Origin of the sequence: Rummeliibacillus sp. POC4 (assembly GCF_003576525.1) — a bacterium.
Taxonomy (GTDB): domain Bacteria; phylum Bacillota; class Bacilli; order Bacillales_A; family Planococcaceae; genus Rummeliibacillus.
In genome coordinates this window covers 1-21,757 of the sequence record NZ_QWUA01000032.1, presented here as the reverse complement: position 1 = coordinate 21,757, position 21,757 = coordinate 1, and the positions used below count along the sequence as shown (strand labels likewise).

The window sequence follows — 21,757 nt, the reverse complement described above, 5'->3', positions numbered from 1 at the left end:
AATTTCCAAACATCCTCTAATTTTTATGCCACTTTTAATGATTTTTACATATAATGCAGAATGAAAAATCAATAAGATTTAAGGATGTGATCATATGTGCGGAATTACTGGTTGGTGTGATTTAAAAAAAGACTTAACAACACAATTACCCTTATTACATACAATGACAAACACACTACAAAAAAGGGGCCCTGATGCAGATGGCATTTGGTGTGATGGACCAATTGCATTTGGTCATCAACGTTTAGCCATCATCGATCTTGAAGGTGGAAAGCAGCCAATGACTTATGAAAAAAGCGGTCATCATTATACCATTACGTATAATGGTGAACTGTATAACACAGATGATTTACGAAATGAATTGATCCAAAGAGGCTATCATTTTCAAACAACTTCTGATACGGAAGTGTTACTCGTTTCATATATCGAATGGCGCGAAGAATGCGTAGATAAGATTAACGGTATTTTCGCCTTTGGTATATGGGACTCTACAGAAAAAAGTTTATTTTTAGTACGTGACCGACTAGGTGTAAAGCCTCTATATTACAGTGACATACAACATCAATTATTATTTGCCTCGGAGATAAAAGCATTACTTGCCCACCCGGATATCCCCGCGACTGTTGGTTATGAAGGATTAGCTGAACTATTTGGCGTAGGTCCTTCCCACACACCTGGTAAAACTATCTACAAACATATTAAAGAGCTACGTCCAGGACATTTCCTAAAATATGACGTAAATGGTCTAAAAATAAATCGTTATTGGAATGTTACAAGTAAAGTCCATGAAGATACTTTTGATGAAACTGTCGAAAAGGTACGCCATTTAGTTGTAGATGCTGTCGAACGACAGCTAGTATCAGATGTACCAATTTGTACATTGCTATCTGGTGGCCTCGATTCAAGTATTATCACTGCAATCGCTGCAAATAAGTTCAAAGGAACGGACAAATCACCCCTCCATACTTATTCTATTAACTACGAAGACAATGCACAATTTTTCAAAGCTAATGATTTTCAACGATCAGATGATACTTTCTGGATTAACAAAATGTCTGAAACTTTCCAAACAATTCATCACTCTGAAGTCATCTTACAAGAAACTTTGATCAAAGAACTTACAGAATCCGTTTATGCAAAAGATATGCCTGGAATGGCCGATATCGATTCATCTTTACTATGGTTTAGTAAACAAATTAAAAAGAACTTTAAAGTAAGCTTATCTGGTGAATGCGCAGATGAAATTTTCGGTGGATACCCTTGGTTTTTTGCTAAAGAAACAGAAGGATTCCCTTGGATGCGATCTACAAAAGAGCGGATTGAGTTATTAAGACCTGAGTGGCGTCAAAAATTGAATATTGAAGATTATGTACAACAAGCCTATGAAACAGCTAGAAAAGAAACACCTATTCTAGAAAATGAATCGCTTGCTGATGCAAAAAGAAGAGAATTGTTTTACTTGAATATGACTTGGTTTATGCCTACTCTATTGGACCGAAAAGATCGTACGACTATGCGTGCAGGGCTTGAAGTACGTGTGCCTTTTGCTGATCACCATCTTGTCGAATATGTGTGGAATATTCCCTGGGAAATCAAAAATTGCGGAAATATGGAGAAAGGTGTCCTTAGAAAAGCAATGGAGGATATATTACCGTCTGAAGTACTTTATCGCAAAAAAAATCCATATCCAAAAACACATAATCCTGCATATACAGAAGGAGTAGGAAAATGGCTTTCTTCTATTTTAGAGGACAAAAACTCCGTACTTCTCGAATTCTTTAACAAAGAACAATTAGATTCGCTTATTGAATCAGGTGGAGCATCTTTTTCCGCACCATGGTTTGGTCAATTAATGACAGGTCCACAATTACTTGCCTATTTAATACAGACTCATCTCTGGTTCGAAGAATATAATATTAATTTAGTTAAATAAGTATCACCACCACAATATCAAAGAGAGTTTTGTTGAAACAAATCGTCTCATTTGCTAAGATAATATCAACTTAATAACACAATGATTTCTAGGGTTCCGTAAGCACTGCTTGGTCTGGTCCAAGAGAAATCACATAGCATATATGCTATGCCACGGAAGGATAAAAGCCTGGGAGATTACTGATTCGTTCAGTTTTCTCTTAGGCTTTTTTTATGTAGGAAGGAATGGTAAAAGATGAAAAAACAATGGTTGATTGTACTACTAGCTGTATTATTTGAAATTTTATGGGTAGTTGGTTTAAAACACTCCCATAACGTTTGGGCTTGGGGAGGAACTGCTTTTGCTGTAGTTTTCACTTTCTATCTTTTGTTGCTTGCCGGTCGATTTTTACCTGTCGGAACGGTCTATACCGTCTTTACAGGTCTCGGGACTGCAGGCACAGTCATCGTAGGTATTCTCTTTTTTGGGGAATCAATCAGCTTAGCAAAGGTCTTACTATTAATACTTTTATTGACGGGTGTTATTGGCTTGAAAGCAATCACTACAAAAGGCCAAAAGGAAGGTGAAGTCTAATGGCTTGGTTGGCTATTATCATTGCCGGTTTGGGAGAAGTTTTTGGTGTAGCTATGATGAATCGCTGGCAAGAAAAACGAACTCTCTCTACTATTATATTTTTGATTGTTAGCTTTGGTTTAAGTCTTATGCTATTGTCTTTTGCGATGAAAACTATTCCTATGGGCACTGCATACGCTATTTGGACTGGTATTGGTACTTCAGGTGGTGCGATAATCGGAATGTTATTCTTTGGAGAATCAAAAGAATGGAAACGTATTATGTTCATCTGTATGATTTTATTTGCAGCAATCGGTTTAAAACTTATTTCATAAAGACGTATATCTATTACTCTACTTTCAAACATTTTTCATATATAATATGCAATATTATAGACCTGTTATTGAATATCAGAAGAAAGAGGGAATTTCATGAAAGTTTTTGAAATTACAACTCAAGAGGATTTACAAAGAGAGTTTAAAATTCGCATGAAGGTATTTGTAGAAGAACAAAAGGTCCCTAAAGAAGAAGAAATCGATTCTTACGATCATCTTGGTGGGGAATGCTATCACTTTCTTGTTACAACAGATGAAAACCAAGCAATTGGCACTGGACGAGTTAGACTTGTTGACGGTATTGGTAAACTGCAACGTGTGGCTGTACTTAAAGAATATCGTTCACATGGAGTCGGTCGTATCATCATTCAAGCATTAGAAGATAAGGCCAAGAAACTTGGTGCCTCTAAAGTAAAACTTGACGGACAGTTACAAGCTCAAGGTTTTTATGAAAAATTAGGATATGAAGTTAAGTCTGGTATCTTCCTTGATGCAGGTATTGAACATGTATTAATGGTTAAAGAAGTTTAAATAATTAGGACACTTAAGGAAAAGCTAAGTGTCCTAATTATTCTAAAGCAGTTCGGTTTGGCTTCCATAAAGTAAAAATAATACCTACGAATATGAATACAATTCCAAGTGTTTGCCACATGGTAGGTCTAAAATCCAATATTAAAATATCAAGTAAAATAGCAACAACAGGATCCACAAATACTAACGCCGAAGTAATAACTGTCGGCAAATTACGTAAGCTATCAAAGAATAGATAATATACTATACCTGTATGTATCAATCCCGTTCCTAAAATATAAAACCAATTCCATTTAGTTAGCCCATCGAAAACTGAAAAATCCATAAAAGGCAATAACATTACAATACCAATAATCGTCTGAATAAAAGTCATCGCATATGCACTTAAATGTGTAATTCCTTTACCAACTATCATCGTCATTGCATAACAAAAAGCTGATAGAATCGCCCATACAAAGCCTGAATTAAAGAATGTTTCAATCGATGTAAACTGTTCTATCCCTATGATGAATATACTTCCTAAAAAACAAACAGCTACGGCAATTGCAGAACCTACTGACATCTTCTCTTTCAAGAATAAACTACCTAAAATCAGTACAAAAATAGGTGCTAAATTGTAAATAGAAATAGCGACTGATATCGACATTTCATTGAATGCTTTAAATAAAAAAACCCAATTCATAACTAAAAAAACGCCACATAACATCGTTTGTAAAACTTCTTTACGCGACCACTTTTCCGTTTTATAACTACCGGTAAAGAACCACACCCCAGATAGAAATAACGTCGCACAAATACATCGTACGAAAACCAATTCTTCTGCCGGGATACCTGTATTCACTGTGAAAAATCCGATAGATCCGAATATGGCCATTGCGAGTGTCATCTTCAACATTGCATTTATATTCAATCTCATAAATCCTTCCTAAATCCAAATTATTAGATATATCATAACACTTTTAGAAAATATAAAATATTTAAAATTTAAGTTGTCTTATTCAAGGTAATAATGTTGCAACTTTTGGCGTTTCGAAAAATCCAAGCCATATTCTTCTTCAAAGAAACGATTTTCATCTCCATATTTTTCATCAATGGCTTGAAATACTGCTTCCAAATATCTTTCTTTCGCACTCATGATATCTCCAAATCGACGCATTTCTGTTTCATTTAAATGCTTAGTTAATATCGGTATCATTGCATCTCTCATTGGTTTCATATAATCATTTGTCAATAGATAATCGGCTAATATTAGATTTCGTGGAACACCCAACGCCAATAATATTAATGCCCCTCCTACTCCTGTACGATCTTTTCCTGCAGCACAATGATGTAAAATCCCAAGCCGGTCTGGCTCTTGAATAATCTCTATTAGTTTTTGATAAGAAGGATTGTTAAAGGCTAATTGACTATACATCTCAGTGAAAATATCTGCATTGATACGCTCTAAAAACTTTTTGTTATCTATATCCTTTAATGTAACCGATGGCATTTTAATTCCATCATTTCTCTTCGCAGGAATACGAATATTGGCCACATCTTTAAACGTCGGATCGGGCTTTGCAATAGCTTCATCATCATCTCGATAATCAAAAATTGTGCGAATGCCTAATGATTCTAAAAGGGCTTTATCTTTATCGGTCATTCTAGACAAATCACCTGAACGATAAAATATCCCCTTCTTTACTCTCCTTCCATCACTGGTCTCATAGCCACCCATATCTCTAAAATTCATCACTTTTTCAAAAGAAAGATTGTACGACTTATCCTTATTTGCCAAATATATTCCCTCCCATTAATCAAAATAATATCCTTTTAAGATAGATTAACAGAATTGCATTCAAAAATAAAAACCACAGAGGTATACTGTGGCTTTTATTTCAAGAATCAATAATTATTCAATTGGTATCCAAATTTCAATTTCACTTTTCTCTGTTCCATCTTTTTCATGAAACTTTTCAAAGCATGGCGCATGTCGGAATTTAATCCCCTTAACATTCAATAATGCTTCAATGCTTGCTGGGATTCCTTCAACACCATTCTCTACTATGCCGACAAGATACCGTCCTGCCGCAACTAATACTTGGTCTGTATCACTCAATCCTTTTGCGGCATTAGATACTATTCCTGCTATATAATGATAACCTTCGTCGTCCATTGATATATATACGCCATATTTAATTTTCGGGTGAATATTTGATTTTTTTAATTCTGCCTCAAGTTTCTTCCATTGAATTGGTAGGTCTTCTTTTTGACCGTTTATAATTGCGTATCCTTTTACGATAAAACCTTCAATCTCTTCAAATCTCGCGAACATCTTGTCACCTCATACCGACGCTTTTCAAAGATGGAGCTCTTTCCAAAATTCATTCACTTATATTCCTTATTAGGTAACAGCAAGACACCAACTCCAAAAGCAATAATCCCAACGTAAAGAATATATTTAAATATGTCAGAATCCACTATTCCTAGTGGATGTGCTAATCCTAATACTAATAAGATTAATCCAAAATAAAACACAAATACCCTCATTGGAATCTCACTCCTTTACGTATTAGCATTTCTATAGTCTAATTACTGCATAAAGCAGATTTCATAATGTTACTATTCCCTAATTTCTAAAAAACACACGATTATTAACTCAGCATCATCCATTTATTTTTTTAGATGATATGGTACTGTGATTAATACAACGTCTTTTCGATATAATAAGGATGTTCGTATTAACAGACTCGATTGGTTATGCAATATATTATGCCAACCTTTCTTAGGTATAAATTGAGGAATAACAATAGAAACTTGACGATTTTCTTGTTTTGTCTTGCGCTCAATTTTATCGATTACTTTTGTTAATGGTGATATTAGACTCCGATATGGTGAATACAACGTCAATAATTTCACATCAGGAAATCTATGTGCCCATTTTTCTTCAAAGGCGTGCATCTCTTCTTTATCAAATGCTACATATATTGCGATTAAATGTTCTGGGTGGAGTAACATTGCATAGCTTATTGAATGTTCAACTACCTTACTGATTCCACCTACTGGCACTAAAACTACATTCCCCTCAATTTTAGGAAGCACTTTATTCAATTGGTCAACTCGAAGTTGTTCACCTACTAAGGTATAGTGATTTTTAATTCGATGAAAAACGAAAATAAGTGTTGGTAAAAAGATTAGAACTGGCCAAACATGATCAAATTTAGTGATAAAGAAAATCATAGCTACAACAAAAGAGATAAAGGCTCCGACTGTATTAATGATAAATCTTCCAATCCAGCCCTTTGGTTTTTCCTTCCACCACTTCACCATCATTCCTGTTTGCGCTAATGTAAACGGAATAAAAACCCCTACAGCATACAATGGAATGAGCTGTTCTGTTGATCCTTGTGTCATTAATATAAGGATGACAGCAAAGACACCTAAGAAAATGATTCCATTTGAATAACCTAAACGGTCGCCACGAACTTGAAACATTCTAGGAATATACTTATCTTTTGATAGGTTAACGGCAAGTAATGGAAAAGCAGAGTATCCAGTATTTGCTGCGAGTACTAAGATGAGCGCTGTCATTCCTTGAATAACAAAATAGAAAACTGTACGACCAAAACTTTCTTTTGCTATTTGGGATACTACAGTTTCAGTCGAACTTGGACTAATCCCCATATAATAGGCAAGAAAGACAATTCCAGAAAATAGTATCGCTAATAATCCACCCATTGCCATTAAAGTTTTAGATGCATTTTGCGGTGCAGGTTCTTTAAAATTTGGAATAGCATTTGATATTGCTTCTACCCCAGTCAAAGCAGAACTTCCTGAAGCAAAAGCTTTTAACAAGATAAACAAACTAATACCAGCCACAGGAGTTCCAATCGATGCATGAAGATCTGGAGATACCTGACCTGTAGCAATTTTATATATTCCAACAACGATTAATATAAGCAATGATGCAACGAACAAGTAGACAGGATAAGCTAAAACAGATGCAGATTCAGTAATTCCTCGTAAATTAATAATGGTTAAGATGAGTACAAATAGAACTGACATCTCTACACTATATGCATGTAGCTCTGGAAATGCTGATGTAATCGCATCTGTACCTGCTGAAACACTAACAGCTACTGTTAAAATATAGTCCACTAAAAGTGAAGCACCGGCTATAAGGCCCGCATTTACTCCTAAATTTTCCTTTGATACGACATAAGCTCCACCACCATGTGGATATGCAAAAATCACTTGTCTATACGATAGTATAAGAGCAACTAACAGTATGATGACCAAAAATGCTATTGGAATAGAGTACCAAAAAGCTGCAGCACCTAAAGTCATTAAGACAATCAATATTTGCTCAGGACCATAGGCAACTGAAGACAACGCATCAGAGGACAAAATGGCAAGCGCTTTTGTTTTGTTTAACTTTTGTTCTCCTAGTTCGGTTGACTTTAAAGGTCTACCTATTAACATTCGTTTCAATGATAATTTCAACTAAAACACCTTCTTCACTAGAATGTGTTTCGTATTTCTAGCTGAAAGAAAAAGAAAAAAGCCTACAAGTCATAACAAAACAGACTTGTAGACATAGATGTTTGTCTAGCAAGCTCCATTTTTCTTCTCCTATAACGCTTACGAGGTTAGCTGTCGGATTCGGGCCTCGAAGTAGCCCTACCTATATAAAGGATTCACCCCAAGGATGTATATCATACACCCCAAAATTGGTTCCCCCGCGTATTTACTTCAGCGATTTAGAAATATGAAACTTTTTAAATTGTGAAGTTATACTACTCTCATTTTTTGAAAAAGTAAATACTGTAAGACAAAAATTTACTAGGCATTTAAGATTATTTTTCAAGAAGTATCTATTTACTGTCTTATTTCATGAGTTCTAAAACATCAACTGACAAAGCCACTCAAAATTCTCCTCGACATATGTCAGAAATATTTCTTTATGTTATTTATCAAAAAGGTGCATCAATTTTTGATGATGCACTTTTGATTTACTGAGTGGATGTAGTTTGTCTTTGTAATATTTTATGCAATTCTGCTAAATGTTCAATTTCATACATTGGTTGATCTTGTGTAAGATTCACCTTATGTTTTGGGTTAAACCAACATGTATCAATACCAGCATTTAAACCTCCCTTTATATCTGAAGAAAGTGAATCACCAATAATTAAAGTCGAAGATTGATCAATTGATGTAATATGTGAAAATACATAATCAAAGTATTCCTTCATTGGTTTTTGATAACCTGTGTCTTCTGAAACAAATATATCTCTGAAAAACGAATAAAGACCTGATTCATGTAAACGTTTATATTGAGTTTTTGAGACACCGTTTGTCACAATATACAAATCAAATTCGGAAGCAAGACTCTGGATTAACTCAGATGCTCCCTCTATCAAATCGTGATTTTCTGCTAAAAATTGTTGATAGCGAGAACCTAATCTTTTACCATCAGCCCTCTTACCATAAGCGTTAAACAGGCGTTCAAAGCGCGTGTCTACAATCTCTTCTCGAGAAACTTCTCCCCGTTCAAATGCTGCCCACAAACCTCCATTAATTTCTTTATATCGGTTCTCTACTTCGTCTGTTAAACTTAAACCATTTTCGGCAAAGAGACGATGTAAAGCCTCATCTTCAGCTGAAGAAAAATCTAGTAAAGTATCATCTATATCAAATAATAATGTTTTGTACTTGCTCATAGTCATTCCCCCAATACTAATAGTTATAACAGAAATAAAAGAGAAATAACATTGAATCGTTATTGTATTGGAGTAGACTGTAATCTTTTTAATTTACCTTTCATATTCTTTTTACTGATTTTAATTCTTGTCCTATAAACTCAAGCCGATAAACATCGGGCATTGCAAGCTGTTGCCAAAAGGAAAAGTCAAAACGACGATCAAAATATTGCATAATGAGTACCATCAAATTACCATGGGTACCTACTACGATCCTTTTCCCTTCATATTGTTTTAATACTTCTAATGTTGCATGTACTCCCCGTCTCTGAGCATCGATGTTGGATTCTCCTCCTGGCCATACAAAGGCTGGATTACTCCATACTTTTGAAATCGCTTGATGAAAGTCATCTACAGGTTCAGAAGACAGTAGTCGTTCACGAAATGCTTGATTGATCATAACTTCTTTTCCATTTGCCCTTGCGATACCTTCAACTGTTTGAATTGCTCGTTTATATGGACTAGCTATAACTAAATCGATTTCCTTATTTGTTAACATCTTAGTTAATCTATCCGCATCACATAATCCCTGTTTTGAAAGTGGCCTTTTCAATTCATCAGGTGTGTAGATTGAATGTGCATGTCGAACAAAATAAATAGTAGTCATTTAGTTCCTTTCCCCTTGTTATAGAAATAAAACCATATGATATTCGTCCCAATAAGTTCCATCAACTGTTTTCAGTGCTCTTTTTTCTGTACCATATATTTCAAAATCTAATGCTTGGTATAGAGCAATTGCGGAAATATTTGTTGTGACAACAGATAGATAGATTTGTTCAATTCCATCAATTTTCTTTGCTTGCTCTATAGCAGCTTGCATTAATTCTTTTCCAATACCCCTTTTACGCACCTTTTCTGTAACATACATCGCTACAATTGATGAACGGTGATGTAGTTTTGGACCTTGTTCTCTTAGTAAGGTAACAATACCAACTAATTCGTTCTGAACAAAATAGCCATAAGTCCAAAACTCATTTCTTTTCAACCTTTTTTGATAGTATTCTAATGGATTTTTTTGTTCATCTTCAAAAATTGCCGCAAAAGCTTCAGGATTCTTTTGCAATGCTTCTAACCTTAAGTCACGATAGGCTTGAGCATCTTTTTCTGTTAATAATCTAACAGTCAATGTAATCCCCCCTTGTTATTTGGCTATCTGCTTTAACCGTTCCTTGATGGAAAACCATTTTCCATACCCCATCAAAAATCTTCCAAATGGAACTACGTAGAGAATAATTGTGACGGGTTCTATTTTCCAGAAGGTATGTTACTAATACAATATCCTCTGATAGTGGATGTATGCTGAAGTTTGCAATGGAAGCATCAATTATACCTGCTCCATTTTCTCCAAGATAGCTTTGCATATGCCAAATATGCCCTGAGCTTCCGAACTCAAAAAAATCCTCTGCTAGATATTTTTTTAACTTAAGTGGATCTAAACGCACTTCATCTGTTAGTAGATTTTCTTCTAGTAGTTGAAGATGTTCTTTTAAATCAGGAATTGTCATATCGGTCACAATCCTTTTGAATTTTTAGAAAATTATAACATAGTGAAATATGTTTGAATATAAATATATTCTTTTTAGACATGGATGGTAGACTTCTTATGGATTAGAATATTTTGATCGATATTTGTTTCTTTTTTGAATGGGTATTTCCTTTTCACCATTAAATAAAAAATGAGGCCCCCAGGAAGGTAGCCTCATCTTCAAAGGTAATATTCTATTTCACCGATGTAGCAATCTTTAAAGCATTAATCGGGTCTTGTACTTTTTCTACTGAAAACACAATGTTGTTATTTTGCCATTTCACATTATTTTCAGTTGATTTTATGGCATCTAAATGAATCGAACCATTTGGCTTTGGAACCGGCAAAGTATTTGTTTCTAAAAATTCTACTGCTTTCTTCGCTAGTTCGAGCCCTTGTTCTGGCTTTGTCGCTCTTGTATGTGTTGCAAGTGCCCAGCGGCCTTCATTCCAACTAGTCCATAGCGCTCCAGCCCCTGCATCTTGATATCCAATAATTTGATGGCCAAGATTCACCTTTTGGCCACCTACCTTGCTAAAGTCTTCATAGGAAATTTCTGTATTTGCTTTATTTAAGTCAATGTATTTTATGACTTTATATTTTGCTATTATTGATTTTTTAGGAGCTTTTCTTAAGGATGGATCATTTATTTTAACGTTTTTATCACTTTCATAGAACACAATTGAATAGTTATTCTTTCCAGCTTTTGTTGTTGCGCTTAAATATTTTCCGTCCTTCAAAGGTAGTATGGTTGGAAGTTCGACTGGTAATCCTGACGTTTTTACTTCTTTTTTTATTGTTTCGATCATTTTTGTTTGATCTTCTTTGTTTGTAACAGATGAATTATTTGTACTTGAAGTTGTTGTATCATCTGTTGTTTTTTTAATTTCAGAAGTCTGTTGTTGTTCATTTTCATCATCTGTGTTGGTCTTTTCTTCAGTAGTTTGCGAATTGGTATCAACTTGTACAGTTGACTCACTATTCGTATCACTATTGCTTGTACCTTTTTCAGCATTCGCTGAGCAAGCACTTAACAAACACGTTGCTATTATGCAGCTAACCAGCTGTTTTGAATATTTCATAGTTTGCACCTCTTTAACAATCTTTTTTATGACAGGTCCTTATTTTATTATATATAACCGTAAATTATGTAAATGGCAGGGAAATTAAAATTAAATGACAAGCACGTAACAAATATATAAAACAAAAACTTCCATATAAAGAAAAAAGGGCTACCTTATTGTGGTAACCCCTCCTATCTATTCTTTAACTAATTATTGTTGTTGCATTTCTTTCGTTGGTCCCATGACACCTGGTACAGGTAATCCAGCTTGTCGAAGTAATACAGTCATTTGTCCACGATGATGTGTTTGATGTTCGATCAGTTTGTTTAAAAGTTTCCCGCGTAATATAGGACCCCCAAAACCACTTACTTCTTCTAAAAGGTCAGCATCTGTTAGTTTTGCTACTTCTTTTTTGAAGGCTTCTGAAAGTTGTTCATAAGCGTCCACGATTTCAGCAATATCTGTTGGAATTTCTTGACTGCGGCCTGGTCCAGGTACTTGAAGTTCTGCTAAATGCCCAAATGCAGCCCCTACACCTACTAAATGCCATGCTAACCAACCAAGTGTATTATGTCCTTCAACAATCGCTTGATTCATTTTGTCATTTGTAATAGCTTTAATGACTTTTAATGTGCCATCTGAAGAAGCTGTCCAATCTTCTAAAAAATCTTCTATTTTTCGATACATTTAGGTGATACCTCCATATTATGATTATCATTTTAATCATATCGAAGCGCATAAATGCATGCAATTATAAAGCGTTTTATCATATTTACTAACCCCTGTTATTTTTCCAGATGATTGTAACTATTATTTAACACTCTAATATATTTGTCTTGCTATGTAAAAAGTGTTTAGTTCAAAATAAAAACTTCTAAATATAAATAGGCCATCTTCAATTAGATAGCCCTTTATTAAAGCTTTTCTTTTCTAGTAACTCTTCTATCAAAATTAGTCTTCATCGCTTTCACTAGTTGATACCAAAAATATAACTACGCTTAATACAAAAAATATAAAGGGCTTCATAGCAACTTCAATACCTTGTCCTACCTTTAAATGTGTAGTAATCGCACCGACCATTACAACAGCCAATGCTCCACTTGAAATAGGAACAAAACCTTTTTTCATAAAACCAATTAATAACCCTATACCAGATGTTACTTCAATTGCTCCTATACAATACATAATAGTCTTTCCATAGCCATACACCTCAGTGAAATTCTCTACATGCATAGGATGAGCGGTTAGTTTTAAATAACCAAAATACATAAAAGCAAGTGAAAGTAAAAACTGAATCAACGCAACAAGAGATTTCTTTAAAATAGCAACTCCTCCTCTATCACAAATTTTCTATACTACTATTTATAGTATCGATGGATAGAGTTTAGAAGTAGAACTTCTTAAAAACATAGATTTGAAAAAATAAAAGCACACTAACTGATTAAGTTAGCATGCTATTACTATTCAGTATAGATTAAGCCGCTTTTGTTCGAGGCTTATTAATCTTTTTAAATCTAGGACTCTTCCATAATTCTGCCCATTTTTTAATAGCAAGAATTACGACGATCAGGCCAAGAGCTAACATAATAACCGATAAAATACCATTTAACGGTTTATACCCAGCAGCTGCACTATTCCAGTAGACATTTTTGATCATCCAGAATCCTGCATAGTTTACTGTTACATATAGGTAAGCTAAAGGAACTAAACAAGTTAGTGCATACCAACGTTTATCGGCAATTTTTAAGACAACGGTTGTTCCGATTACAAGACCAATAGATGCCATTAGTTGGTTTGATACACCGAATAGGACCCAAATCGAACTAATATCGCCTGAATACAATAAATACCCCCATATGAAACAAGCTAGAGCACTAGCAAAAATTGAGCCTGGTAACCAATCTACACGTTTTAAAGGCTTATACACATCGCCAAAGAAATCTTGGATCAAATAGCGAGCTACACGAGTACCTGCATCAATTGCAGTTAAGATAAATACTGCTTCGAACATTATGACAAATTGATAGAAATAAGCTGCTAAATCATAGAACCAAGGAATCTTAGCAAAAATATAGCTCATCCCGACAGCTAGAGTAACTGCACCACCTGTTCTACCTTCTAAATCCATACCAATTTCTTGTGACAGTTCAGGTAAATGCACTGTTTGCATACCTAATGTTTTGAATACTTCTGGTGTTGAGTTAATCGCAAAATAATCACCAGGCATTAGAGCAGTTGCCGCGATTAAAGCCATAATCCCTACCAAACATTCTACAAGCATAGCGCCAAAACCGACGGCTCTAATATCTCCCCATTTATTGATCATTTTAGGTGTTGTACCCGATCCAACAAATGCATGGAAACCAGAAATCGCTCCACACGCAATGGTGATGGAAACAAATGGCCACACTGGGCCTGCGATAACAGGTCCTCCACCATGGATAAAGTCCGTAACAGCTGGGAATTGAATCATCGGATTTACAAAGAATACACCGATGATTAATGCAATAAACACACCAATTTTCATGAAACTACTTAAATAATCACGAGGCGCTAATAGCAACCATACTGGAAGTGCTGCAGCAAAAAACGCATAAACAGGTAAAATAATTGCGAGCGTTTTCATATCAAAGTTTAAGAATTCGCCTAGGGCTGTATCCTTAATATAAGGTCCCATAAATACACCAATCATTAATAAAATAAAGCCTATTGTTGAAGTAGCCACTAAGTTTCCTGTCTTCTTATAGGCAATACCAACAAGCATAGCAATTGGAATCGTAATCCCTACAGCAAATGTTCCCCAAGGATTATGGACAAGTGCATTTAATACAACCATTGATAAACCTGCCATTGTAATTGTGATAATAAATAGCATGGCTAAACCTGTACAAAAACCTGCTACAGGACCAAGTTCCTCTTTAGCCACTTCCGATAAAGATTTCCCCTTTTTCTTCATCGAAGCAAACAATACTACTGCATCATGGACAGCTCCACCTATTACTGCCCCTATTAATAACCAAAGCAATCCTGGCAGATAACCAAACTGTGCAGCTAAAATAGGGCCTACTAGCGGACCTGCGGCAGCAATTGCAGCAAAATGATGTCCAAATGTTACCCATTTGTTTGTTGGAACATAGTCTTTACCATCTTCCAATTCATGCGCAGGTGTTGGTTCTGATTCGTTGATTTTTAAAACCTTATTCGTAAAAAAGTATCCATAAAGACGATAAGCAATTACTAAAATACAAATTGAACCAATAACAACTGAAACCGCATTCATTTCCCTCATCCCCCTTAAACTAAAAACATTAATTTATATAGCATTCTAATTATTTGAAAATATAGAATACTTAGAATGAAACTATTATATAACAGTTATATATGATAAATAAAGGATTATTTAAATACTCTATCAAAATTACATTTCTAAAATTAAATATCCTAAAAAGGAATTTATATTCCATATGACACAAAATTCTTTGAAAAAACTAATTTATTTTAATCTCCTCTTCAAAGTAGTATAAAGGTATTAATTTATCTTAATTATAATCACATTTTCCTATACAATAATTATTTTTACCCATAAAAATAATAGGAGTTTTGACCGATGAACAAGATATGGTTTAAATAAAGATTTTAAGAAAGGAGCTATTATACTTGAATTGGAAAAAGAATATTTATGTAATTTGTTTGTTACTTATCATTGTCCCTAATGGGTTATTACTTGCTAATGCTCTAACTTATGGATTTCATTTGTTGATCTTACTTTCAATGGTTTCTTCGATTGCAATCTCCTTGCTTCTTTTCTTTAGAATAAGAGATATTGTAACAACAGAAAAAGAAACTATTATTGAATCCATTGATACACCATCAGAGTTATCGGCAGCAATTGAAACAATAACTACAGATTCTTCTTCAAAGGAAAAGGTAGCCACAGATGAAGTTAGAGATAAATTCAAAAAACTAAGTACATTAACAGAAAAGATTATGGATGGTGCAAACATTCAATCACAAAATGTAGAAAAAAGCACCGAATTAATGATTAGTATTTCAGATGGTATAGAACAAATTGCAACAAGTACAGAAGCAGTTGCAAGCACTTCGCAATCAACAAATGAGGCTACCACAAAAGGATTTGAATCACTTGATATCGTTCTAAACCAAATGAATGCCATTAATGAATCTGTTGAAAACGTATCAAATGTTCTTACGGATTTATCAAAATTCTCTAATGATATTGGAAAAATTGTTAATACGATAACAGATATCTCTAGTCAAACTAATCTATTAGCATTAAATGCAGCCATTGAAGCAGCTCGAGCAGGTGAGCACGGACATGGATTTGCCATTGTAGCAGATGAAGTTCGCAAATTGTCAGAAGAAGTGAAATATTCTTCCAATCAGATAATAGATATCGTTTCATCTATTCAGATGAATGTTGGAAAATCTGTGGACTTGATCGAAGAAGGTAGAGAAAAAGTAAAATATGGCGTGCAAGGTGCAAATGATATTAAGCATACCTTTAGCACTATTCAAAGTGAAATTGTGGAAGTATCAAATCAAATCACCGATGTTTCAGCAGCAATCCAACAACTAGCTGCAGGGTCTGAAGAAATTACTAAAACTGTAGATTTCACAAAAAAGGTTCAGCTGAGCGGTGGAAATATGATAGAAGAACTCCATTCGACTATTCAAGAATATTTAACTAAAAAGGATAATATCGATTAGTTTGTTTCGCTTTTCAAATTAAATTGTTATTTAGGGGGATTTCACTATGAATAATAAGTTCTTTATAGAGAAAGCATTAAAGTCTAAATTTTATCAAAAAAAATTAGATAGTATAGATTTAGAAAACTGGAATAGCATTCCCTTTACCACTAAGAATGATTTAAGAAATGTAAGTCCACAAGACGTCCTTGGTGTTAACCAACGAGACATCTCTACATATCACGAAACGAGTGGAACTACTGGAACACCAACACCAAGTTGGTTCAGTCATAATGATGTAAAACAAGAGGCAGATGTATTAATACGTTCGGATCTCAAGTTAACCGAAAATGATCTTATTTTAAACCGATTTCCGTTCGCAGTAGCATTACCAGCTTTTATCTTGTACTGGGCAGCAAATAAAGTCAAAGCAGGACATATTGGGGTCGACCAATGGAGTAAAGCAACTCCCCTTAAAAGAGTAATCGAAATAATAAATAGAACTTCGCCCTCTATTTTAGCATTGGGCCCAACTGAAGCAGTAAAACTTTATCAAACCGGAAAACAAATGGGGCAACAATATCCTATTCAAGGTTTAAGAGCACTTGTTTTAGGTGGAGAAGTAGTTTCTCCTGCCAGAAAAAAATACATTGAAAAATTATGGGGTATTCCAGTCTATTTATTGTTCGGTAGTACAGAAACAGGGGGATTATTTGTAACTTGCCAAAATGGACATTATCACATTAACCATCCTCAAGTAAAAGTTGAAGTTGTAGATGATAATGGAGATCTAGTACAACCAAACACAATTGGTAATTGCGTACTATCTTCTGGTAGAGAAGGTATGCCTCTTCTTCGATATTATAATAATGATCTAGTAGAAATTCGTAAAGCAAACAACTGTAGTTGTGGCGATAAAAACGATATTCTTGTTCATTATGGTCGTAAGGATGACGCAATAACAATTAATACAAAAGAGATAAAATTGTACGACATTCAAGAAGCAGTATACTCTCTTAGTCAAGTTCCATTTATGTGGAAAATGAGGATTGAAAATGGTTCAATTGTTTTTATTTCACAATATTTAATAGAAATCGATAGTAAATCAATACAAAAAGAACTATCTACTTTACTTGGAGTTAATGTTTCTATCGAATTACAAGATATTATACCAATTGAAACATTAACTGAGAAACCGGCATTTGGTAAATACTCCTACATTGAATATTGATCATAAACTTTGTGTTACTCACTGATTATTCTAATAAAGGTAACTTATCTTCCAATTTCAGACGATAAGTTACCTTTTTTTATTAAAATTATTTAGAGAATGATTTAAATGATTCTATAGTTTCATTTATGTTTTTACTATTGCAAATTGCCGATATAACAGCAACACCATCGGCTCCAGCTTGTATAACTTGTGATGCATTTTGTTCAGTTATACCACCAATTGCAACAATCGGAAACTCTGGATACAGGGTTCTTGCATGATGTAGAAAACTTACACCTGAAGGTTTTTTGGCATCTGATTTTGACTTTGTTTCAAATATTGGACCAATCCCTACATAATCCGCACCACCATTTACAGCATTGTTCATTTCTTGTTCTGTATGAACGGATACACCAACAATCTTACCCTTGAATTTTGTTCGAATTACTTCTAGTGCAGTATCATCCTGTCCTACATGAACACCATCTGCGTCAATCTTCAATGCTAGTTCCACGTCATCATTGATGATAAAAGGTACATTGTATTCTTTACAAAGAGTTTGACAAGCTATTGCAAAATCTTCTAGCTCAATACCTTTTAATGCATTCTTCCCTTTCTCTCTCAATTGAAAAAAAGTTATTCCTGCCTTTAATGATTCCTCTAGAACTCTAAGTGGAGCACGGTTACAGTTTGTTGTTCCCATGATAAAATAGGTAGCTAAATCAGTTCGATTCAACGATTTTCACCTCACAAACCCCTTGTGCAATTTTATAAGAAAAATGATTGGTAGGACCATGACCATGACCAATATTTAAAGGGTTCTGAATTGCTAATTGTACAAATTTCTTTGCCTCGATAATAACTTCACGTAAATTTAACCCTTGTCCTAAGAATGCCGCTATTGCAGATGAAAAAGTGCACCCTGTTCCATGTGTTTGTCTAGTTTCAATTCGCTTTGTTTGCATAGAAAATGTTGTACCATCACGAAAGTACACTCTATCGATTGCAGCTTCTCCCTCTAAATGTCCACCCTTCATCACAACACATGAAACGCCCATATCCAATATAATATCGGCTGCCTTTTTAATATCTGTGGGTGTTCCAATTGTAATTCCACTGATTACTTCTGCTTCAGGAATATTGGGCGTTAAAACAGTAGCAAGTGGAAGTAATTTGTTTTTCAATGCTTCAACGGCATCTAATTGAAGAAGAGATGCTCCTCCTTTGGCAATCATTACTGGGTCAACCACGAGACGAATATCTTTATCTTTTAAACTTTCAGCAACAACTTCTATAATTTCAGCAGAAAACAACATACCTGTTTTAACTGTCTTTACTGGTAGATCCTTCATCACACTATCAATTTGTTGTTTAACAAAAACAGATGATGTAGGGAAAATACCTTCTACCCCCAATGTATTTTGAGCAGTTAAAGCAGTAATAGCAGATGTGCCGAAAACACCTAGTTCTTGAAAGGTTTTTAAGTCAGCTTGAATACCAGCACCACCACTACTATCAGAACCTGCTATGGTCATTACAATATCCATCATTGATCACCTCTAGATATATCGTGTAATCCATTAATCACTTCTATTTGAAAAGATCCTAGTAAATTCGCAGATGCAGCACGTTCTGCAACTACCTTATAATCTTTTAACACATCATGAAGAATTGTCATCTTATCTCCCTCTACTGCTAAAGCAGCCGCACAAATGGAACTAAGTAAGCATCCTGTTCCTGTCACTTGTGTCATCAATAGATGACCACCTGTAACACTTCTCACTTCTTCACCATCTGTTAATATATCTGAAGGTCCTGTTATAATAACTAAACAGTGATATCGACTCGCTACTTGTTTTGCCACTTGTTCAATATCAATTTCCCCTTCACCACTGTCTACACCTTTCGCATGCCACTCTACACCTGCAATTGTTGCTAATTCCCCAGCATTACAGCGGATTAAATCGACTTGCACTGCTACCAATAAATCTTGAACGGTTTGTTTTCGATATGCCGTGGCACCAACACCAACAGGATCAAGTACAACAGGTATCTGTCTACTATTTGCCTTACGCCCTGCAAGTATCATTGCTTTCCTAGTACGATTGTTAATCGTTCCAATATTAAGCAATAACGCAGATGCATTGGATACCATTTCTTCTACCTCTGACGATTCATCTGCCATAACCGGTGAAGCACCAATTGCTAGCAACCCATTAGCAGTAAAATTTGCTACTACATAATTCGTCATGCAGTGAATAAGAGGATTAGTCATTCGAATTTTAGATAAACTCATAGCTAGTCACTTCACCTTTCCAATCTTCAAATGTCCAAGGCATCTCCCAGAACTTCCATTCATAATAACAGCTTTTTTTAAAATGCGATTTTAATCGTGCTACTTTTTCAGGTTGCTCTTCTGCAAAGCGATTCATCATCGACTTTTGCAATTCAATTTTTTCTTTATAATCTGGGGAACTGTACATAGCAATCCATTCTTCATACAATTTGACACCGGGTTTCGCATTTTTATACTTTTCTCCGATTTCTTGATACAGCCAAGGACACGGCAACATTGCTGCGAATGCTTCTGCAACATCACCATTATGGGCTGCATTATACATATGACTTACATAATTATATGCAGCTGGAGCAGGTTCAAATTCTTCTAATTCTTTTTCTGTACACCCGAGCTCTTGAAAAACTGTTCGATGTAATTCAAGCTCAGCTGCATTGATAAAACTGGCTGTTTCTAGGAAATAGTTAATATCTTCATTCGCCGTTGCTTTTGATGCGGCAATAGCCAGTACTTTTGTGTAATTTTTTAAATAATAAGCATCCTGCATCATATAAAATTTGAATTTTCCAATTGGCAGCGTCCCATTAACCAATCCTTTTACAAACGGATGCTCAAAACTTCCTTCCCAATACAAATTTGTTTCTTTTCTCACTTCTTCACAAAATGTCATTCTAAGTCCTCCTTAGTAGTTGGACGTAGACGCAAAAAAGTCTCCATGAATGGACATAGAGACTTAAAGTGTTACGTTGCTCCCTACGTCAGTATTAACTGTCAGGTTCCAAGGGTCAGGTTTTACCTTCTCAACACAAAAGTGTCCCCCCGCACATAAATATTTGTTTTGGGTACAAAAAAACTCTCCAAATTATGGAGAGCTACTGTACAAAATTTCTTTGAATGTACTTTGCTCCCTACGTCAGTGTTAACTGCCAGGTTCCAAGGGTCAGGTTTTACCTTCTCAACACAAAAGTGTCCCCCTGCAAATATTTAAGTTACTTTTATCGTAGCATTTATGAATTAGCTACTCAAGGATAAATTTACCTACTCTTACTATTCCATTTTGGAATCAATACTTCCTTTATCAATCATATCTCTACTTTCAAATTCTCTGTTAAGCTCATTAAAAGGAGATGGTCAAATGATTGAATGGAATGCAGTTTTATATGATCAAAAGCACAATTTTATTTCAAAATTTGGCGGAGGTTTAGTCGAATTGCTAGCAACCTCCCATCAACTGTATTCAAACAAGTGTTTTTTGAAGCTTTATTTCATCTCTAATTGGAATACCATCATATCCTATCAACGGTATCTCCGGTTTGTATGTTCTTGCTTTTTCTACTGCGTTTGGCAAGACTTGAGTTAAGTGATATCCTCTTTTTTGGTAAAACTTTAGTGCATTTAAGTTATCGTTTGTTGTTATTAATATAACTTGTTTGCAACCCTTTTTTAGAGCCACTTTTTCTACTTCTTGGACAAGTTTTGTACCAATTCCACGACTTTCTTCGATGCTATCTAATGAAATAATTTCGCATTCTTCATCTCGAAGAATATATGTGATGAGTCCAATGATTTCTTGTTGATCATTAATCGAAACAAATCCATCTAATTGGCTACAATCATATATTCCCGATGAAATAACCATTTCAGTAGTCCCCCAATGTTGCATAAAGAAATGGACTACTTTTTGCTTCGGGTATAATTGGAGCGATGTAATTTTCATTATCATTATCCCTTTTTATTTATTAGAATATTATGTCTATTCAATTGTAACAAACTCCTTATTAAAAGAGGAACTAAATATTATTTATTCTGAGAGAAATATAATCATGATTTTTAAGGGTAATTAAAATGACTCCTTTAATAGGG

24 protein-coding genes and 4 riboswitches are annotated in these 21,757 nt (G+C 34.7%); of the genes, 6 read left to right on the top strand and 18 right to left on the bottom strand.

What is annotated here, in order from left to right:
* Positions 1–94 precede the first annotated feature (94 nt).
* From asnB to D1606_RS11320, 4 genes are all read left to right on the top strand, one after another.
* Positions 95–1,933, top strand: coding sequence for an asparagine synthase (glutamine-hydrolyzing) (gene asnB / locus D1606_RS11335; RefSeq protein ID WP_119416123.1), 1,839 nt, complete (start codon positions 95–97; stop codon positions 1,931–1,933).
* Between the two features lie 77 nt (positions 1,934–2,010).
* Positions 2,011–2,110, top strand: a riboswitch (guanidine-I (ykkC/yxkD leader).
* Positions 2,111–2,167: 57 nt separating this feature from the next.
* Positions 2,168–2,506, top strand: a complete 339-nt coding sequence (locus tag D1606_RS11330) for a DMT family transporter (RefSeq protein ID WP_119416122.1) — start codon at positions 2,168–2,170, stop codon at positions 2,504–2,506.
* The gene (locus D1606_RS11325) at positions 2,506–2,820 is read left to right on the top strand and encodes a DMT family transporter (protein ID WP_119416121.1); all 315 of its coding nucleotides are present in this window, start codon (positions 2,506–2,508) and stop codon (positions 2,818–2,820) included. Before D1606_RS11330 ends, D1606_RS11325 begins: the two co-directional genes overlap by 1 nt.
* Before the next feature lie 96 nt (positions 2,821–2,916).
* Complete coding sequence (locus tag D1606_RS11320) at positions 2,917–3,351, top strand: GNAT family N-acetyltransferase (protein ID WP_119416120.1); 435 nt, start codon at positions 2,917–2,919, stop codon at positions 3,349–3,351.
* 37 nt (positions 3,352–3,388) lie between these two features.
* Here the strand turns inward: D1606_RS11320 and D1606_RS11315 are convergent, their stop codons facing one another.
* The 13 genes from D1606_RS11315 to cstA all read right to left on the bottom strand — a co-directional run bounded on the left by D1606_RS11315 (position 3,389) and on the right by cstA (position 14,958).
* Complete coding sequence (locus D1606_RS11315; RefSeq protein WP_119416148.1) at positions 3,389–4,261, bottom strand: DMT family transporter; 873 nt, start codon at positions 4,259–4,261, stop codon at positions 3,389–3,391.
* Between the two features lie 84 nt (positions 4,262–4,345).
* Positions 4,346–5,128: a tyrosine-protein phosphatase gene (locus D1606_RS11310; RefSeq protein ID WP_233548085.1), complete on the bottom strand. Its 783-nt coding sequence runs from the start codon at positions 5,126–5,128 to the stop codon at positions 4,346–4,348.
* 114 nt (positions 5,129–5,242) lie between these two features.
* A complete protein-coding gene (locus tag D1606_RS11305; RefSeq protein ID WP_119416119.1) occupies positions 5,243–5,665 on the bottom strand; it encodes a GyrI-like domain-containing protein in 423 nt (140 codons plus the stop codon).
* Positions 5,666–5,718: 53 nt separating this feature from the next.
* Positions 5,719–5,880 carry a hypothetical protein gene (locus tag D1606_RS18755; protein WP_158582362.1) on the bottom strand — a complete coding sequence of 54 codons (162 nt, stop codon included), beginning with the start codon at positions 5,878–5,880 and terminating at the stop codon, positions 5,719–5,721.
* A 123-nt stretch (positions 5,881–6,003) separates the two neighbouring features.
* On the bottom strand, positions 6,004–7,833 hold the full coding sequence (locus D1606_RS11300; RefSeq protein WP_119416118.1) for an APC family permease: 1,830 nt from the start codon (positions 7,831–7,833) through the stop codon (positions 6,004–6,006).
* Positions 7,834–7,952: 119 nt separating this feature from the next.
* A riboswitch (cyclic di-AMP (ydaO/yuaA leader) is annotated at positions 7,953–8,098 on the bottom strand.
* A gap of 244 nt (positions 8,099–8,342) precedes the next feature.
* On the bottom strand, positions 8,343–9,050 hold the full coding sequence (locus tag D1606_RS11295) for a YjjG family noncanonical pyrimidine nucleotidase (RefSeq protein ID WP_119416117.1): 708 nt from the start codon (positions 9,048–9,050) through the stop codon (positions 8,343–8,345).
* A 100-nt stretch (positions 9,051–9,150) separates the two neighbouring features.
* Positions 9,151–9,696: a histidine phosphatase family protein gene (locus D1606_RS11290; RefSeq protein ID WP_119416116.1), complete on the bottom strand. Its 546-nt coding sequence runs from the start codon at positions 9,694–9,696 to the stop codon at positions 9,151–9,153.
* An 18-nt stretch (positions 9,697–9,714) separates the two neighbouring features.
* A complete protein-coding gene (locus D1606_RS11285) occupies positions 9,715–10,215 on the bottom strand; it encodes a GNAT family N-acetyltransferase (RefSeq protein ID WP_119416115.1) in 501 nt (166 codons plus the stop codon).
* Positions 10,205–10,594: a nuclear transport factor 2 family protein gene (locus D1606_RS11280; RefSeq protein WP_119416114.1), complete on the bottom strand. Its 390-nt coding sequence runs from the start codon at positions 10,592–10,594 to the stop codon at positions 10,205–10,207. The genes D1606_RS11285 and D1606_RS11280 overlap by 11 nt, the downstream gene beginning before the upstream one ends.
* Before the next feature lie 214 nt (positions 10,595–10,808).
* Entirely contained in the window at positions 10,809–11,696 is an 888-nt protein-coding gene (locus D1606_RS11275) for a hypothetical protein (RefSeq protein ID WP_119416113.1), read from the bottom strand.
* Between the two features lie 192 nt (positions 11,697–11,888).
* On the bottom strand, positions 11,889–12,365 hold the full coding sequence (locus D1606_RS11270; protein ID WP_119416112.1) for a DinB family protein: 477 nt from the start codon (positions 12,363–12,365) through the stop codon (positions 11,889–11,891).
* Positions 12,366–12,629: 264 nt separating this feature from the next.
* Positions 12,630–12,977 (bottom strand): DoxX family protein, encoded by a 348-nt coding sequence (locus D1606_RS11265; RefSeq protein ID WP_119416111.1) that lies wholly within the window; start codon positions 12,975–12,977, stop codon positions 12,630–12,632.
* Positions 12,978–13,152: 175 nt separating this feature from the next.
* On the bottom strand, positions 13,153–14,958 hold the full coding sequence (gene cstA / locus D1606_RS11260; RefSeq protein WP_119416110.1) for a carbon starvation protein CstA: 1,806 nt from the start codon (positions 14,956–14,958) through the stop codon (positions 13,153–13,155).
* A 377-nt stretch (positions 14,959–15,335) separates the two neighbouring features.
* Between cstA and D1606_RS11255 the strand changes: the two genes are divergently transcribed.
* Positions 15,336–16,406: a methyl-accepting chemotaxis protein gene (locus D1606_RS11255; RefSeq protein WP_119416109.1), complete on the top strand. Its 1,071-nt coding sequence runs from the start codon at positions 15,336–15,338 to the stop codon at positions 16,404–16,406.
* Positions 16,407–16,452: 46 nt separating this feature from the next.
* Positions 16,453–17,616 carry a phenylacetate--CoA ligase family protein gene (locus tag D1606_RS11250; RefSeq protein ID WP_119416108.1) on the top strand — a complete coding sequence of 388 codons (1,164 nt, stop codon included), beginning with the start codon at positions 16,453–16,455 and terminating at the stop codon, positions 17,614–17,616.
* 88 nt (positions 17,617–17,704) lie between these two features.
* Here D1606_RS11250 and thiE read toward each other — a convergent pair whose 3' ends face one another.
* The 5 genes from thiE to D1606_RS11225 form a co-directional block, all read right to left on the bottom strand.
* A complete protein-coding gene (gene thiE / locus D1606_RS11245) occupies positions 17,705–18,334 on the bottom strand; it encodes a thiamine phosphate synthase (protein WP_119416107.1) in 630 nt (209 codons plus the stop codon).
* Positions 18,321–19,145 carry a bifunctional hydroxymethylpyrimidine kinase/phosphomethylpyrimidine kinase gene (thiD, locus tag D1606_RS11240; RefSeq protein WP_119416146.1) on the bottom strand — a complete coding sequence of 275 codons (825 nt, stop codon included), beginning with the start codon at positions 19,143–19,145 and terminating at the stop codon, positions 18,321–18,323. The genes thiE and thiD overlap by 14 nt, the downstream gene beginning before the upstream one ends.
* A complete protein-coding gene (gene thiM / locus D1606_RS11235) occupies positions 19,145–19,894 on the bottom strand; it encodes a hydroxyethylthiazole kinase (RefSeq protein ID WP_119416106.1) in 750 nt (249 codons plus the stop codon). Before thiM ends, thiD begins: the two co-directional genes overlap by 1 nt.
* Positions 19,881–20,564, bottom strand: coding sequence for a thiaminase II (tenA, locus tag D1606_RS11230; protein WP_119416105.1), 684 nt, complete (start codon positions 20,562–20,564; stop codon positions 19,881–19,883). Before tenA ends, thiM begins: the two co-directional genes overlap by 14 nt.
* Positions 20,565–20,627: 63 nt before the next feature.
* Positions 20,628–20,725: riboswitch (TPP riboswitch) on the bottom strand.
* Positions 20,726–20,782: 57 nt separating this feature from the next.
* A riboswitch (TPP riboswitch) is annotated at positions 20,783–20,880 on the bottom strand.
* A gap of 251 nt (positions 20,881–21,131) precedes the next feature.
* The gene (locus D1606_RS11225; RefSeq protein WP_119416104.1) at positions 21,132–21,611 is read right to left on the bottom strand and encodes a GNAT family N-acetyltransferase; all 480 of its coding nucleotides are present in this window, start codon (positions 21,609–21,611) and stop codon (positions 21,132–21,134) included.
* Between the last annotated feature and the right edge of the window lie 146 nt (positions 21,612–21,757).

Coding starts and splice junctions, on each gene's coding strand:
- D1606_RS11295 (WP_119416117.1), bottom strand. CDS start 9,050: ATGAGCAAGTACAAAACATTATTATTTGATATAGATGATACTTTACTA.
- thiD (WP_119416146.1), bottom strand. CDS start 19,145: ATGGATATTGTAATGACCATAGCAGGTTCTGATAGTAGTGGTGGTGCT.
- D1606_RS11225 (WP_119416104.1), bottom strand. CDS start 21,611: ATGAAAATTACATCGCTCCAATTATACCCGAAGCAAAAAGTAGTCCAT.
- D1606_RS11325 (WP_119416121.1), top strand. CDS start 2,506: ATGGCTTGGTTGGCTATTATCATTGCCGGTTTGGGAGAAGTTTTTGGT.
- cstA (WP_119416110.1), bottom strand. CDS start 14,958: ATGAATGCGGTTTCAGTTGTTATTGGTTCAATTTGTATTTTAGTAATT.
- D1606_RS11250 (WP_119416108.1), top strand. CDS start 16,453: ATGAATAATAAGTTCTTTATAGAGAAAGCATTAAAGTCTAAATTTTAT.
- D1606_RS11270 (WP_119416112.1), bottom strand. CDS start 12,365: ATGTATCGAAAAATAGAAGATTTTTTAGAAGATTGGACAGCTTCTTCA.
- D1606_RS11275 (WP_119416113.1), bottom strand. CDS start 11,696: ATGAAATATTCAAAACAGCTGGTTAGCTGCATAATAGCAACGTGTTTG.
- tenA (WP_119416105.1), bottom strand. CDS start 20,564: ATGACATTTTGTGAAGAAGTGAGAAAAGAAACAAATTTGTATTGGGAA.
- D1606_RS18755 (WP_158582362.1), bottom strand. CDS start 5,880: ATGAGGGTATTTGTGTTTTATTTTGGATTAATCTTATTAGTATTAGGA.
- D1606_RS11305 (WP_119416119.1), bottom strand. CDS start 5,665: ATGTTCGCGAGATTTGAAGAGATTGAAGGTTTTATCGTAAAAGGATAC.
- D1606_RS11290 (WP_119416116.1), bottom strand. CDS start 9,696: ATGACTACTATTTATTTTGTTCGACATGCACATTCAATCTACACACCT.
- D1606_RS11280 (WP_119416114.1), bottom strand. CDS start 10,594: ATGACAATTCCTGATTTAAAAGAACATCTTCAACTACTAGAAGAAAAT.
- D1606_RS11330 (WP_119416122.1), top strand. CDS start 2,168: ATGAAAAAACAATGGTTGATTGTACTACTAGCTGTATTATTTGAAATT.
- asnB (WP_119416123.1), top strand. CDS start 95: ATGTGCGGAATTACTGGTTGGTGTGATTTAAAAAAAGACTTAACAACA.
- thiM (WP_119416106.1), bottom strand. CDS start 19,894: ATGAGTTTATCTAAAATTCGAATGACTAATCCTCTTATTCACTGCATG.
- D1606_RS11320 (WP_119416120.1), top strand. CDS start 2,917: ATGAAAGTTTTTGAAATTACAACTCAAGAGGATTTACAAAGAGAGTTT.